21 protein-coding genes are annotated in these 12,563 nt (G+C 49.8%); 2 read left to right on the forward strand and 19 right to left on the reverse strand.

Features of this window, described 5'->3' with window-relative positions; genetic code table 11:
* Positions 1 to 61: 61 nt before the first annotated feature.
* From QU595_RS10465 to QU595_RS10550, 18 genes are all read right to left on the reverse strand, one after another.
* Positions 62 to 481, reverse strand: coding sequence for a hypothetical protein (locus tag QU595_RS10465; protein WP_315921590.1), 420 nt, complete (start codon positions 479 to 481; stop codon positions 62 to 64).
* Positions 482 to 492: 11 nt separating this feature from the next.
* On the reverse strand, positions 493 to 618 hold the full coding sequence (locus QU595_RS10470; RefSeq protein ID WP_315921592.1) for a hypothetical protein: 126 nt from the start codon (positions 616 to 618) through the stop codon (positions 493 to 495).
* 23 nt (positions 619 to 641) lie between these two features.
* Positions 642 to 1,685 (reverse strand): hypothetical protein, encoded by a 1,044-nt coding sequence (locus tag QU595_RS10475; protein ID WP_315921593.1) that lies wholly within the window; start codon positions 1,683 to 1,685, stop codon positions 642 to 644.
* Positions 1,682 to 2,353: a hypothetical protein gene (locus QU595_RS10480; RefSeq protein ID WP_315921595.1), complete on the reverse strand. Its 672-nt coding sequence runs from the start codon at positions 2,351 to 2,353 to the stop codon at positions 1,682 to 1,684. Before QU595_RS10480 ends, QU595_RS10475 begins: the two co-directional genes overlap by 4 nt.
* On the reverse strand, positions 2,350 to 2,610 hold the full coding sequence (locus QU595_RS10485) for a hypothetical protein (RefSeq protein ID WP_315921597.1): 261 nt from the start codon (positions 2,608 to 2,610) through the stop codon (positions 2,350 to 2,352). Before QU595_RS10485 ends, QU595_RS10480 begins: the two co-directional genes overlap by 4 nt.
* Positions 2,603 to 2,908: a hypothetical protein gene (locus tag QU595_RS10490; RefSeq protein WP_315921599.1), complete on the reverse strand. Its 306-nt coding sequence runs from the start codon at positions 2,906 to 2,908 to the stop codon at positions 2,603 to 2,605. Before QU595_RS10490 ends, QU595_RS10485 begins: the two co-directional genes overlap by 8 nt.
* 676 nt (positions 2,909 to 3,584) lie before the next feature.
* The gene (locus QU595_RS10495) at positions 3,585 to 3,893 is read right to left on the reverse strand and encodes a hypothetical protein (RefSeq protein ID WP_315921601.1); all 309 of its coding nucleotides are present in this window, start codon (positions 3,891 to 3,893) and stop codon (positions 3,585 to 3,587) included.
* A 70-nt stretch (positions 3,894 to 3,963) separates the two neighbouring features.
* Positions 3,964 to 4,215 (reverse strand): hypothetical protein, encoded by a 252-nt coding sequence (locus QU595_RS10500; RefSeq protein WP_315921603.1) that lies wholly within the window; start codon positions 4,213 to 4,215, stop codon positions 3,964 to 3,966.
* A 100-nt stretch (positions 4,216 to 4,315) separates the two neighbouring features.
* The gene (locus QU595_RS10505; RefSeq protein WP_315921605.1) at positions 4,316 to 4,579 is read right to left on the reverse strand and encodes a hypothetical protein; all 264 of its coding nucleotides are present in this window, start codon (positions 4,577 to 4,579) and stop codon (positions 4,316 to 4,318) included.
* Positions 4,572 to 4,802: a hypothetical protein gene (locus QU595_RS10510; protein WP_315921607.1), complete on the reverse strand. Its 231-nt coding sequence runs from the start codon at positions 4,800 to 4,802 to the stop codon at positions 4,572 to 4,574. The genes QU595_RS10505 and QU595_RS10510 overlap by 8 nt, the downstream gene beginning before the upstream one ends.
* Positions 4,803 to 4,918: 116 nt before the next feature.
* The gene (locus QU595_RS10515) at positions 4,919 to 6,268 is read right to left on the reverse strand and encodes a hypothetical protein (RefSeq protein ID WP_315921609.1); all 1,350 of its coding nucleotides are present in this window, start codon (positions 6,266 to 6,268) and stop codon (positions 4,919 to 4,921) included.
* Positions 6,258 to 6,404 (reverse strand): hypothetical protein, encoded by a 147-nt coding sequence (locus tag QU595_RS10520; RefSeq protein ID WP_315921611.1) that lies wholly within the window; start codon positions 6,402 to 6,404, stop codon positions 6,258 to 6,260. The genes QU595_RS10515 and QU595_RS10520 overlap by 11 nt, the downstream gene beginning before the upstream one ends.
* The gene (locus QU595_RS10525) at positions 6,401 to 6,622 is read right to left on the reverse strand and encodes a hypothetical protein (protein WP_315921613.1); all 222 of its coding nucleotides are present in this window, start codon (positions 6,620 to 6,622) and stop codon (positions 6,401 to 6,403) included. Before QU595_RS10525 ends, QU595_RS10520 begins: the two co-directional genes overlap by 4 nt.
* A 226-nt stretch (positions 6,623 to 6,848) precedes the next feature.
* The gene (locus QU595_RS10530; RefSeq protein ID WP_315921615.1) at positions 6,849 to 7,673 is read right to left on the reverse strand and encodes a hypothetical protein; all 825 of its coding nucleotides are present in this window, start codon (positions 7,671 to 7,673) and stop codon (positions 6,849 to 6,851) included.
* A 1-nt stretch (position 7,674) separates the two neighbouring features.
* Positions 7,675 to 8,055 (reverse strand): hypothetical protein, encoded by a 381-nt coding sequence (locus QU595_RS10535; protein WP_315921617.1) that lies wholly within the window; start codon positions 8,053 to 8,055, stop codon positions 7,675 to 7,677.
* A gap of 1 nt (position 8,056) precedes the next feature.
* Complete coding sequence (locus tag QU595_RS10540; protein ID WP_315921619.1) at positions 8,057 to 8,440, reverse strand: hypothetical protein; 384 nt, start codon at positions 8,438 to 8,440, stop codon at positions 8,057 to 8,059.
* Positions 8,418 to 9,101, reverse strand: coding sequence for a hypothetical protein (locus tag QU595_RS10545; RefSeq protein WP_315921621.1), 684 nt, complete (start codon positions 9,099 to 9,101; stop codon positions 8,418 to 8,420). The genes QU595_RS10540 and QU595_RS10545 overlap by 23 nt, the downstream gene beginning before the upstream one ends.
* A gap of 1 nt (position 9,102) precedes the next feature.
* A complete protein-coding gene (locus tag QU595_RS10550; RefSeq protein WP_315921623.1) occupies positions 9,103 to 9,606 on the reverse strand; it encodes a hypothetical protein in 504 nt (167 codons plus the stop codon).
* A gap of 206 nt (positions 9,607 to 9,812) precedes the next feature.
* Between QU595_RS10550 and QU595_RS10555 the strand changes: the two genes are divergently transcribed.
* Complete coding sequence (locus QU595_RS10555) at positions 9,813 to 10,229, forward strand: hypothetical protein (protein WP_315921625.1); 417 nt, start codon at positions 9,813 to 9,815, stop codon at positions 10,227 to 10,229.
* Positions 10,230 to 10,274: 45 nt separating this feature from the next.
* On the opposite strand, the gene QU595_RS10560 is transcribed toward QU595_RS10555, so the two are convergent.
* Positions 10,275 to 10,820 carry a hypothetical protein gene (locus QU595_RS10560; RefSeq protein WP_315921627.1) on the reverse strand — a complete coding sequence of 182 codons (546 nt, stop codon included), beginning with the start codon at positions 10,818 to 10,820 and terminating at the stop codon, positions 10,275 to 10,277.
* Between the two features lie 602 nt (positions 10,821 to 11,422).
* Here QU595_RS10560 and QU595_RS10565 point away from each other — a divergent pair.
* Positions 11,423 to 12,559, forward strand: coding sequence for a hypothetical protein (locus QU595_RS10565; RefSeq protein ID WP_315921629.1), 1,137 nt, complete (start codon positions 11,423 to 11,425; stop codon positions 12,557 to 12,559).
* Positions 12,560 to 12,563: the final 4 nt, after the last annotated feature.

Genomic DNA, 12,563 nt, shown 5'->3' on the forward strand with positions numbered 1-12,563 from the left:
GCTTTGCCGCAATTACCTAGATCATCACTTCGAATTCGAGGGAGAGGTGCGATTTGGTTGATTATTCATCGACATTATCACCCAAAACAAGATCGATGAGTTCGAGATCATCTTTGTCCGTACCCGTGTTGCAGTGCTGGTCGGTGACGATCATTTCGAGATAGACGCGAGCGCGCTTCAGTACATTGCGCTGCAGTTTCAGCCTCCGCGTGATTTCCGTCACGTCGTTGGCGAGAGCCTTCGCCTGTCGTAGCGCTTCCGCCTCCTTCTGATCATCGGCTGCCACTTGTGTTTGCAGGTCTTCCATCGTGGCTTCCAGATGTCTGATCCTGGCAGTTAGATGCCCGAATAGACGCTCAGCGTCTTCAAACGCCACGTACTCGCCATCTTCGTGCTCCTTCATGATGCCGTGCTGTTGCTGGCCACAGGGGTGATACTGATGGAGGTCGTATCGCTTTAGATCGGAAAGCGTGTGCTTCAATATTTTTCTCCTTAATTCTGGCTATGAATGTATTTAATGCGGTGAGCCTGCTGGTACTGCCCGTAGCTGATGACACCCGTCATGAAGACGGCAAGCGTGGTCGCGAGCACGGTTGCGGTGATCATCAGAGGCCGCATGAGGCGCTGTCTCTTCTGTTTGATCAATTTGCTTTCTCCTTTTCGGTTTCAGCGTGGAGCCAAACGCGTGCGGCTCCTTTTGCCTTTACCAGGTCGTTGCAATGAAGAAGTGAGTTCGCCATGATCTCACCTGCTCGGGCTTCCAGCGAACCAAAAGAAATCTCGCGTTTTTCTCCAGCGATTACGCCAAACAAATAACGCAGGAAATCATCATGGGCGTAATTGGACTCATGACCCACATGAAGCCAATTAGTAGAGAAATCGTCCCATAAATTTAGAAGCAATTGGTTCCCAAAGCACGCAAGCTCTGGACGAACCGCGCGCATTTCCCGAAGCTGCTTACGGTCGTCGGCCATAGATAACGCGTCTTGTTCGACATAATTGTCTTTATCTTCATGCTTGATCAGCGATGAAAGATCGTGCTTCCAGAGTTCCCTTTCGTGGGTCGTGAAAACATAACCTGGTGAATTTTGAACTCTTGCCTGCTCTTCTGCATCTTTCTGGCGCGTGGATGCGACAGCTTTCAAGATCGCCGTCAAACGAGCGCGAGCTTCCGACTTATTCCGTCCTTCAGCAGAATATTCGACAGATCCGCCCACCTGCTTTCCGATACGCGCAATCGATACGTCAGGCGAAATGGAAACGATCATGCCGTGGTTCGGCATCAAATCTTCAAAGAGTGACTGCACTGCATTAATCGAAGAAGTCAGACGCATGGGCGTAACCCGTGTCGTCGCATGCAACCAATATGGGCAGGTCTCTGCCAGACCGAGTTCTCGAACGATATCAGAGTCTAGCTTGATGTCCGGGCCGTGGCCCTTCTCGACCATTTCAATAAGCCTTCCAAGTTTTCCAAATCTTGTCGTTTTCAGGCTGTAGGCAGTGTCCACGACATGACTATTGTCGTAAGATGCCATCTGAGGCGAGTTCAGGGTGGTGTTAACGCGAGAATAATGTAGCCATTGTTGCGGACAGTCCCAATCCGTGCAAGGTTTCCCAATAATCTCACGAGCGCCACAGCCTGGCTTTGGGCATTTCTTTCCAGCTGCGATGTCGGTTTCGGTCATTCCGTTTTCTCCCGTTGAGCTTGGTTCCTCGCTAAAAAGTTGTATTTCGCCTCGGCTAACTCTTTTTCAAGTTCAGCAATGCGCGTATTTGCGAGTTCCAGCGCCAAGTCTTTCTGGCGTGCTCGCTCAATTGAGAGCGCTAACAAGTGGCGAAAGCCTTCTTGCAACATGTCGATATCAGTCTGCATTAGAGCAATCACTTTATCGACCTCAGGCGTCGAATAGAGGCCTTCGACGTCCGTAACTGGGTATCCGTTGTGGTGTGACGGCTCACAGCCATGAACGATGCCACGGCTCGGAACAGGCTGATGACTGTAACCTGTGCCATCTGGATCTCGAAGAAGTTGCGTCTGCGTGTAGATGTATCGATGTGCCACCACTTCAATGTCCGGCTTCGGAATGTCTACCAGTGCGCGTTCCGTCATCTCGGTGAAATAGCGCACTGGGAACGTGTTTTCATCACGGGCGCGCATGAAGTCAGCGCCAATGTTGCAACGACGGCCGACATCATCGACGCAGATTGCTTTTAATGGCCTTCCACGTTCGTCAGTAATGCTCGTTAGAGCTTGATCAGCGAAGGAGACCCATTCGTCAAACGTATTGAATTGCCCGATGATGACGGGTTCAAGATGCGATGCTGAAGTCTGTTTGTTCCAGGGTCTGCTCATGCGTGTTCAATTTCCTGTGGCTTGGCCTTTGGGCTGAATGAGTTAGGCACGTTGTCGATGACTGGCTTTTTCGTTCCAATCGTGCCGTAGATTTCTTCCATGTCGTCGAAATGGGCATCCGTCGACGCCTTGTGTTGCTTGGCTTTCTCGAAGAAGCGCGCTTGTCGAGATCCTTCTGGGTACGGATTGTTGACGTACTTGTATGCGGCTTCACGTGCCTGGGCGCGCTCTGTGTAGTATGCTGCGCTCTTACCCATTGTTCTCGATCTCCTTTTTGATTGCCTGGATTACGGCATTTGCCTTTGACGACAGGAACCATAACGCGGATGACCATTGGTCACGCGGTGCAATACGGCCGACAATCTTGCGTGCTTCGAGCGAACGAAGTGTCTTCGTACATGCAAGCGTTCCAGAGCGCGCAGGGCGATAACGAAGACGATATGCGATGTCCTGCGCAGTACTCTGCCCGTTCAGCCCCTTCGCAATCGCAAGCAACACTCGCTTCTCGCGATCAGAGAGTTTCGAAATGTCGATACCTGTTTCAGCTTCGCTCATGGCTTCCTTTCAATGAATTAATCGCAAGAGCAAGCCTGCAATTTAATTCGCAAAATATGTTTATCGAATTCACGAAGAGAATGGAAGCCATATTTCATTGGCGTCTAGACCCCGATTTTTCGGGGCGATAAAGTAATCCTTGATTTTACCGGATTTTATCCTATCGCCGAAAAATCGGGTCAGATGCCCAAGTTCTTTGAAATCGTTGCAATATCTACATTTTTCTCCAGAAATGGAGAGTTATCCGCCGCATAGGCGGCTCTGAATGTTTACTGAGCGCGCATTCCTTGTGAATAAGGGTTATCCGCCGCATAGGCGGCTCTGAATTAACGGCGAGGGTTCTTTTTTTTCTTTCTAATGTTATCCGCCGCATAGGCGGCTCTGAATTAGAGAGGATTGAAATCATGAACGAAGTTATCGTTATCCGCCGCATAGGCGGCTCTGAATTCGTGGTCATCAAGGACGTCCATTAAAAGAGGGTTATCCGCCGCATAGGCGGCTCTGAATACCTGTCGATCCAGAGGAGTTTCCGGAAGATTGTTATCCGCCGCATAGGCGGCTCTGAATTTCTCGCGTGCTTCCAGCTTCTCGGTGAGAACGTTATCCGCCGAACAGGCGGCTTCTTAAAAAAAAATAAAGGCGACCAATGTCGAAATTGGCCGCCTTTATTTCGCAATCACATGCCAATTTTTGGCTCAGAATATTCTGCCTTGAATTCTTCGATCATGTCGAGCTGCGCCTTCGTCAGCTTGCCCTTCAGGACTTTGATCTGAGTGTCAGTGAGAGCTGTGCCTTCATCGAATTCGCTTTCTTCGGTTTCAGAAACGCGAATGATGCCGTTCCAGCCATCAGTCTCGAAATCGTATGTCAGTGTAGCCGTTGTCTTCAGATCCCCTTCTTCGAACTCGAAATTTGCATATGGGTTTTCTAGCTTGGGTTTCTGCCAAGCTTCATAGAAGTTGATCTTCTCGGCATCGAGGAACATTCGGCTGGTATCGACTTTTTCGTCGCGCGTTTAAGATCACACTCAAGCGTGCAATCGACAAAGTGAGAAACTACTTCCTTAGTAAAATATCCTTTCCGTTCTGCCTTAACCAATCTTTCAGGAGTATCTCTCGTTCCCGCGAGAAAAAGCCTTGGGCAAAATTATTCCCATATCGTTCTGGAAAGAAGTAAAATCGAATTCCGCCGTGGCTGATGTGAAATTCGTATGATTTCTCGTCAGAGAAAGTAACTTGTCCGTCTAACGCCTGCTTGTGTTTCACATACCTGTCACGAAGAGTGACATCAGTTACGGAAAGCTTCATATTGCTGCCCCCTCGCCCCGATTATCGAAGAACCCTACGAACCAAGGATAGGGCTGTCAACCTGAAGGTCATATTAAAAGTAGGCGATTAACCAGAACTCCTAGGTCGAAATCTTGAAAACGTGAACCGACCAGTCATTGTTGTTCAACCAGTCTACCAGTAGCTTTGCACGCTTCTCCGACGAGAAAGAGAACCGTTCGACGGCCCCCGGCATCTTTCGACTCGTATCGAACCGTACTTCGCCGCCATGATTGCACCAGCCGTAGTATTTTCCATCGGAAAAGAGGACATCACCCGATACAGGCGATTTGTTTGCGCCAGCTACTGAAACAACGATTACCTTTTCGATTGTGATCTCAGCCATTTTTCCCCAACCATTCCTTTACCAGTTGCGACTGCGATTGATGCGGAAAAGAAATCTCTCCGCTGAATGGACAGCGGTGCCCCTCCAAATTAATTGAACCGTCTGAGGACACTAGCCACGTGTAGGTTTTAAAGTCAGAAAATGTGACAAAGCCAATAGACGGCTGCAAATTTGCACCAACGCGGATTAATACCGAGCATTCAGTGATTGTCAGTTCAGCCATCCCACCCGCCTTTCTTTTCGTTGGTTCTGCTTATTTAAATATCAGGGCATTGTCAATATTATTGCAAATAAATAATGCCGAAAATGACCTCTCACTACCGACATTATCGATGTCAATTAATTCCCGCTTTGATCGGTGTTTTCTCGCCTGACAGCAATCCGTTTGCCTTCTGCAATCCCTGCTCTGTAAGCATTGTCAGCTAGCATCCATTTGTCTTCACGCAACACTTTCTGATGGCCTGCTTCAAGGCCGACGAACCAATCGTTGAAGAGTGGTTCGGTTGCATTGGCAGGAGTGCTGCCGTCTTTTGCCGCGTTGGCCAGTAGCGAACCAATGCCATTGGCGAAGTCGTAGAACTTCGTTTGGACGGCTTCTTTCGCGTTTTCGCTGTTTGCCAACTTTTCTGTCAGTGTCTTCACTTCAGCGACGAGATCGACATTGTCAGTGTCCGAAATCTCTTTCCAGCGTTCGATCTCGGCGCGCAGTGCTGCAATGACAACGTCCTTGGCAGCGAGAGCCGCCTGCGCGTTTTCACGGCTGACGAATTCTTTCACACTGCCGACCGAGGACGCGCCCTGCATTTCGCATTCGTCGTCATCCTCACGGGGGTCAACCTTCGAATAGCGGTAGTCGGCATTGTAGCCACCGCCATCAGTCCATCGCCAAACTTCGGTCGTCAGATCAGTAGAGAACGAGAATTCGTTGCCAGCTTCCGCTTTGGCCGCACGGGCTTCAGCAACGGCGACCTTTTCCTCCCAAGCGTGAATGAAAACATCGAGTTGGAGGGCGCGGTTCTGCAATCGCGTGAACTCCTTGATGCTTTCCTTGTTGCCGATCAGATTGAATCCGTCCCACGAAATGCCGCTGATCGAGTTATCGTCTGCGAATGGGAATAGCTTCCGGCGCAGTTCGAGGTTTGCGCTCTCAAGAGGTGCGAGGGCGTCAGCGACATACCCGATGCCCTGCTGCGTGAGAGCTTCGGCAACTTTTCCGGCTTTGTCTTCGTCGACACCAGCAAGAATGAGCTGGGCCTTCGTCAGTTCGGTGTTATTGGAGTGAAGCGCTGCGACAGCGGCGTTATCGGTAAGCGCAATCACGTATTCGGTGCCTTCATCGTCCTCACCGATCTTGGTGACGGCCGTTGCCTTCGCATAGACAACGCCAGCATCTTCGCATTCGCTTGGGAAGCGCGCACGGATGACTTTGATGTCTTCGACCTCCACAGGCCATTCACCGTCCTGTCGGGCGTCCTTGCGGTATTCTTCGAGGGTTTCCTGAGCCAGGGCGACGGCGGCCAGCAAGGATGGATAGCTTGCAACGATGTTGTTGCCGCCATAGTTCGGGTCGTAGACGTGATACTCGTTCGGAAGATTGGAAGACGGCTTGGGTTCAGCCACAGCGGCCCCTGTCTTGCGGGCTTCGTCTACGAGAGCTTGCAGCGCATTCTTTTTGTCATTACTGGGCATTGCTGGCCTCCTTTGCGCGCAGGATTGCGATGCATGGACGAACGCCTTTGAAAGCATCGCGAATTTTCTGTTTGGTCGCGGCAATCGTCGCGTCAGGCGCGTCTAGCTTGGAGAGAGGGTCAAGGATCGAGGTCATCGACCTAGCCTTTCCTGACAATCAAGGCCAACGTTTTCCTCGCCAGCGCATTGACGTTCCCAATCCGGATGACAAGGCGCAACAGGATAAATAGCGTCGCGCTGATAGCCTTCTTGGTAAACATCGATATCGATAAGAATGCCATTTACGCATTCCACGTCTTGGCCAAAGCGGTTGTCTAGCCAACCGTTTTGGCAGTGTTTGCAATTCTCGCTCATGACGGCTTCACCTTTTCAAATTGGAAGTGTTGGTCATCTAATCTTCTTTCTGTTGAGAAAACGAATTGGCGCGCTCAAACTCGGGAGCAAAAATTCACGCATTTCGATTTCAGAATAAATTCGAGGTGATGTTTAACGTAAATAAATCATATGTTCAATGTAAAACTATATCCCGCCAACATTTTTTCAGATGGCGAGGATGAATTCATAGCTTGGCATTTGGCAATTAGCTTCCCGATTTCTGAGTGAGTGCCTTTTGGACCTCTTTCAGCACATGGGACGCCCTGCGATATTCACCTGCGGTGTGATTGTTGAGGTAATCGATCTGGTTATCGTCCAGATATCCGGCCGGAATGAATGCCTCATTGCGGGCGAACGGCATCAGCACGTCAGCTACGGTCTCCAACAGCTTTTCATTGCCTTCACAACGCAACCGCATGGCTTCACTTTGATTGCGCCATTTTACGGCGCGTTCGTCAGCGGCAAGAAATTTTTCGCGATATGCGTCCGCATCAGGATTGTTATCTTTGAAATAGGCCAGGACCTCGGTTGCCATTCGTTCAAAATGCTTCTTCGGATAGGCCAGCCTCTTGGCATCTTCCTGATATTCTGATTGAAACAAAAACTCGCCAAGTTCAGCAACCTCGTCATTTTCAACATATAACGCTTCGAATGGTTCTGGCTGCATCAGGTTCTCATCGCCGTTTTCGAGCGCTTCAACGAGGTCTTCCATTGCCTGTCGATACGAAGTCGCTGGTCCCGCATCTTCTGCGTAATCCTTGCAGAGCGCGACAAAGCGGGCTTTCAGCTCGGCTTTAGCTTCGGCTACCTTGGCGGCAATGATATCTTCGACGCTCTTGCGGGTGACGAGATCAGAAGCCACCTTTTCAATCTTTGACCAAGCCTCGACTTCGAAGTCGATTTCGCTGTCGCTTGGAGTTCCCTTTTCCGCGATCACGGATTCGTTCAGATCATGCAATCGGCTCCATTCCTTGATTGACTCAAGGAGTTCGGAGCCTGGCCGATCATAACTAGGTTCAACATTCTTCATGTCATTGATGTCCCGTCGTTAAAGTCGCCTTCTGGTCCGCCATGAGCAGCGCGCGGCATTGCTCCTCAGCGCGTTCTGCAAGGCTTTCTGCGACTGATCCACTTTCGATGTTCTCGTTGTTTCCAAGTTCGTCGGCGAGTTCCTCCCGAATTTGGGAAATGCCATCGGTGAGCACCTTCAAACGTGCATTCAGGCGGGAGATTACCGCATCTTTCTTAGCAAGAACCGCGTCGACATCTTCAGCCCGAGAACTGCCTTCAACATGAGCTTGAACCACGTTATTGACGGCGTTCGCAATTCGATTGCGCTGAGTGTGGTTGACGCCTGCATGAGCGAGCGCCGAGAGCAATGCCTTTTCGGACTTTTCGATTTTTCCTGGCATTTTAATCCCTTTTCTTTCTGAGAAGAGTGCTTCTGTTTAGATACAGATCGGTGAGAAAATCCGCATCCATTGAATCTTCTTCTGAGATAAATCCATGACGGACGGCGATATCGATCACCTTAAAATCGTGCCAGTCGATATCGCCACTCCCGAGGTCGCCAGTCGGTGAATTCACTTGAGGTCCAACCTCAAACCAGTACCGAATACGACTGCAGTAGCACTCAATCGCTGTTTTCTTGGAAGGCTTTCGCAAAAGCATTTCCATATCGCGATGTTCGTCATATGCACCTGTCATGTCGTAGGCAGGCCCGTAGGTCTGCCACAGGTAATCGTGATCAGCTTGTGCCTGCTCGTGCGTAATCTTATCGCGGAGAGATTGCGCCATTCGGCTCTTCCTCCGCTGTCGAATGCTCGATCTGTTCGAGGATGGTTTCACTGACCTTCTCGTAGTCGTGGCTGGTCACAACGCCATCGTTCTTGTAGAGCTTCCATACGAAGGTCGCAGCGATCTTTGCGCCTTCACGCAGGCCCTTTACGCGGCCAGCCTTGAAGTTTTCGTCATCGGACTGTGTGGCGATAGGCGTGGTCAGATACGAATTTGCCGCCGCCTCAAACATCGTCTGAGCGGCTTCCATGGCTTCCTCGACGGTATCGTAACGTTCATTGTCGTCGTCATCGATAACGAAGTAATGAGGGTCGTTCGGGTCACGCGGAGTCTTGACGTAGTCGGTCTCCCACCAGCAATAGATTGTGTATTCATCATTGCTGTAGCACTTCCATGTCTCGCCGACCTGTTCCCATTCCAGCTTGCGGATTTGAACTCCGCTGGTGGGCGCAGCCTCCAGTGCAGGTTCGATAGCGCTTGGCGGTTCTGGATAATCGGCGTCGATCTGAGCACAATGCGCAACATAGGCCGGATCGAGCTGTGCAATCTCGCGTGCGACCTGCGCCAGGTTGTCTTCAAGTCGGCCGTTGTCCTGTGCGGCCTTGAGAACCGTGAAGATTTCTGCAGGCGATAGCATTTTAGAATTCATCTGATTGGTCATTTTAGGCACCCTTCCCTTGGTTCTTGTCGGCAATTTTCTGCCGCTTTTCAGCTTTTCGCTTTCGCTTGAGTTCGGCCGCGCTCATGTGCGCTTCATGATCCGGTTCTGGCGGCGAGTAGATGGATTTTTGTGTCCATCGGTAAGGTTCACCGCCGCGATGCGAAGACGCGGACATTGCGGCAACCAAAGCAATGGCGGCCGCATCAAAACCATTGCGTCTGCGACGCTCGCGCTCATCACTCTCCCGACGCAACACGGCACCGAAATCGGCAATTCGCTTTTCGGTTTCTTCATCACGATCAAGAGTGATGCGGAAACCTGGGCGATCAATCGCATATGCCTCGTCATTAGAGACGTCATTTGCATCTGTCTCAGCGATCACTACGTTCAACGCATCTCGCTGAATCGTGCGATAGTTGCCGTCAGCTCCAGAAACAACAACGATATCGCTGTCCTGCACGAAATCTTTGCTCAGCTCACCATCGAATACGATTTTGTCGCCCATAAATTCTCCCCAAGGTGATTAATTGCAATAATGCAATATAGCCGCACCTTATTTTCGCGCCTTAATCGCAAATTATGACCACATTTGTCAATCAATAATTTCTATTTAGCCTCAAATTCGGCGCATTATTTGATTGCGGCGCAAATTAAATTGACGAGCTGCGAATAATTATGAATTTTAAAATCCTGGTTAAGAAAGGAATTTTGATGTCCGCAAAGAAACTCTCAAACGACAAATTAATCGAGTTGCTTAAATCCGACGAGCCTATCAATAAGGCTCGCGCTCAGTTCTCGTATGCGAGTGCCAGAATTGAGCAGGCCGAACAGCAGCGGACTCCACTAAGCCCTCTCGACATGCGGCGCATGGAGTTCGAAGCTGTTGAAAAGATCGTGGGCGCTCTTGGTCTGCATATGCCTTCCGAAGAAGCTCATTCGGCTCCAGATATGCGGTTCATTTACAAGAACTGGCGTGGCGAGACCCGTGAGCGTCACGTGCGGCCGCAGGGATTCGATTACGGCTCAAATGAATGGCATTCAGAGCCGCAGTGGTTCCTGGTCGGCATTGACGTTGAAACTGGCGAACAGCGCTACTTCGCCATGAAAGACATTAAGTCGTTTCGCTAAGACATCTATGCGCGGGAATCCCTGTCGTTTACGACCGGGAGAAGATTAATTAAAGGCTAATGCGAAACCTTTCACTTCATACGCATTGTCTGGAGTGACAGGGTAAACACCCGCTGCCGCCGTTGGAAGATCAGGACTTGTGCTGCAATAAGAACCAGTAGCCCCGCGCAGCCTGTATACTTCAGCACATATATCCACGATCTCTTGGGCTGAAAGTCTTCCCCCGGCATTTGGAGACCCGTCTTTAAACGGAATGAATAGAACAGTTCCATTAAGGGTAAGTTCCCATGGGCCATAAGTTAAACGTTGGACACCTAAAGGCAATTTATGTAAATATCTTTCAGTGTATAAAGCATTATTTTCATCGACTGGAATTCTTTCTGTCCATGTTTTATCTTTTACGAGTTCAACCCCGGTGGTGGTCTTGTACACGGCTACACCAGCGACAATTTGCTGTGATTGTGTCATAAGGGTAGCCACGTTTGTCCTTGTTGAAGCCGCCGTGAATGCCTCGCCAGCGTAGAATATCGAAGCAATCGCAAGAGCGGCGATGAGCGCTATCACAATGACAGATATAATTATTTGGAACATAATACCCCCGAGGATGATATTTTAGGATTCAACACAAATTTGATGTCGAATGTTATTTATCTTGATATGATTACTTTAAAACAGGATGGCTTCGAATATTATGATCGGTCAATAGTCAAGTGTTATTCTAGCAAGTAGATGATTTTATGTTATAATATTTAGGCTCGTAATTTACAATGTTGGTCTACTTTTTTGGTGATATCTGTGACTTATATTTCACGCCAAAGAATGATAAGTCGGCATTTTGGAGATTCGGAGATTGGCGCAGGTAAACGGCAATCTCGGAAGAGGAGTACTGTTCGAGATTCGAGAGATCGCCTGACCTGGGACGCGGTCATTTTTGCCATCCTATTTGATAATGGCTCTGACATCGAAATGGTCAGGTGATGCCGCATAAGACGACGTACAGTCCGCTTGATGGCCAGATTTGCATGGAACGTGCAAATATTCGCATGAAAGACGCCAATCTATGATTTTTGAGATGCATCCAGAATGCACGCAAACGCACTATAAATGCACGTGAATGCACTCCAAATGGATTTACATGCTACCAACAGGCACTTTTGTGCTACCTACTGGAACTTTTAGAAGTCACTCATGAAATGCTGTTGACTTTGGATTTGGCCAGGATATTGGTTTTGGACCATGGCGGCAATCCGATGAACTTAGATTCGATCAAGCACTATCACCCGATCCGGCTGGAAATTGCAGAATCCATGCGTAGTCGTCGGGAAGACGATAACGTCGCTCAGCTACAGCGGAAGATGTTGGCGATGATGTCCAACAAAAAAATGAGTTCAATTCAATTGTTGAAGGATGACTCTCTCGCTCAGGAGCAGAGTGCTGCAGAAGGTATCGACGACGATGCTCTGTCCCCGTGGAGAACTCGGGTAAAAGAAGCTATCCAGGAGGCAAAATCTGCATTTCTCCAGAGAGGTCAGAACATTTTTGATATGGCGCTGGTCTCGGCGATGCTGAACAAAGTCGATGTCGATGACATTGTCATTGAGGATACCGAGTTACCGTACGATGCTATCTATATGCATTTTGGCTCCCTGCCCGAACTGGAATACGGAGACGGGCGCTGGATTGATGGCGTCTATGTGAAGGGAACTGGCTCTCGTTTCGTGCTGACATTCGTCTCAAACATCCCCGAAGCTGAGATCGCAGATAAAGTTCCAGTCGGCGAAATGATGAAGCGCGTGACGTCTGCAGTCACAACGCAGATCGAACGCAACGCTCAAATGTCCGAAAACGTGGCTTCGTTATCGTTCGCTGGCGATCCTGCGATCATAGCTTCCAAGGAGGCATTGGCAGCCGCTGTCAGGCTTGCCGTAAATGGCATCCTGTATCTCAATTTGCCGAAAGCCGATGTCGAGTACGACTATAGCGAGCGCGCTCCAAAAGATCTCGTCGCGAAAGCGAAACGCGTAGAGCTACCCATCGACGCCGAGCGGGCTGAAAACCGACTGACTAGTCTCGGTTGGGTGCGTGTCAATTTTGTCGGCCGAGCGCATGCAAGAACTGCCGAAGAAGTAAGACAGGCGCGAGCTTCTGGGGCGCGATCTGCTGTAGAACCTCATTGGCGGCGCGGGCACTGGCGAAGGGTTGTCGTTGGAGTTGGGCGATCAGGCCGCGAGTGGCGGCTGTTTCAACCCACTATCGTTAATCCAAAGGGCGCAGCAATGGTTAGCAGAGGCAAAATCCATGTTGTGCAGCCGAGAGGGCAAGGAGAGTAGATCA

Origin of the sequence: Mesorhizobium sp. SP-1A (genome assembly GCF_032460275.1) — a bacterium.
GTDB lineage: Bacteria > Pseudomonadota > Alphaproteobacteria > Rhizobiales > Rhizobiaceae > Mesorhizobium.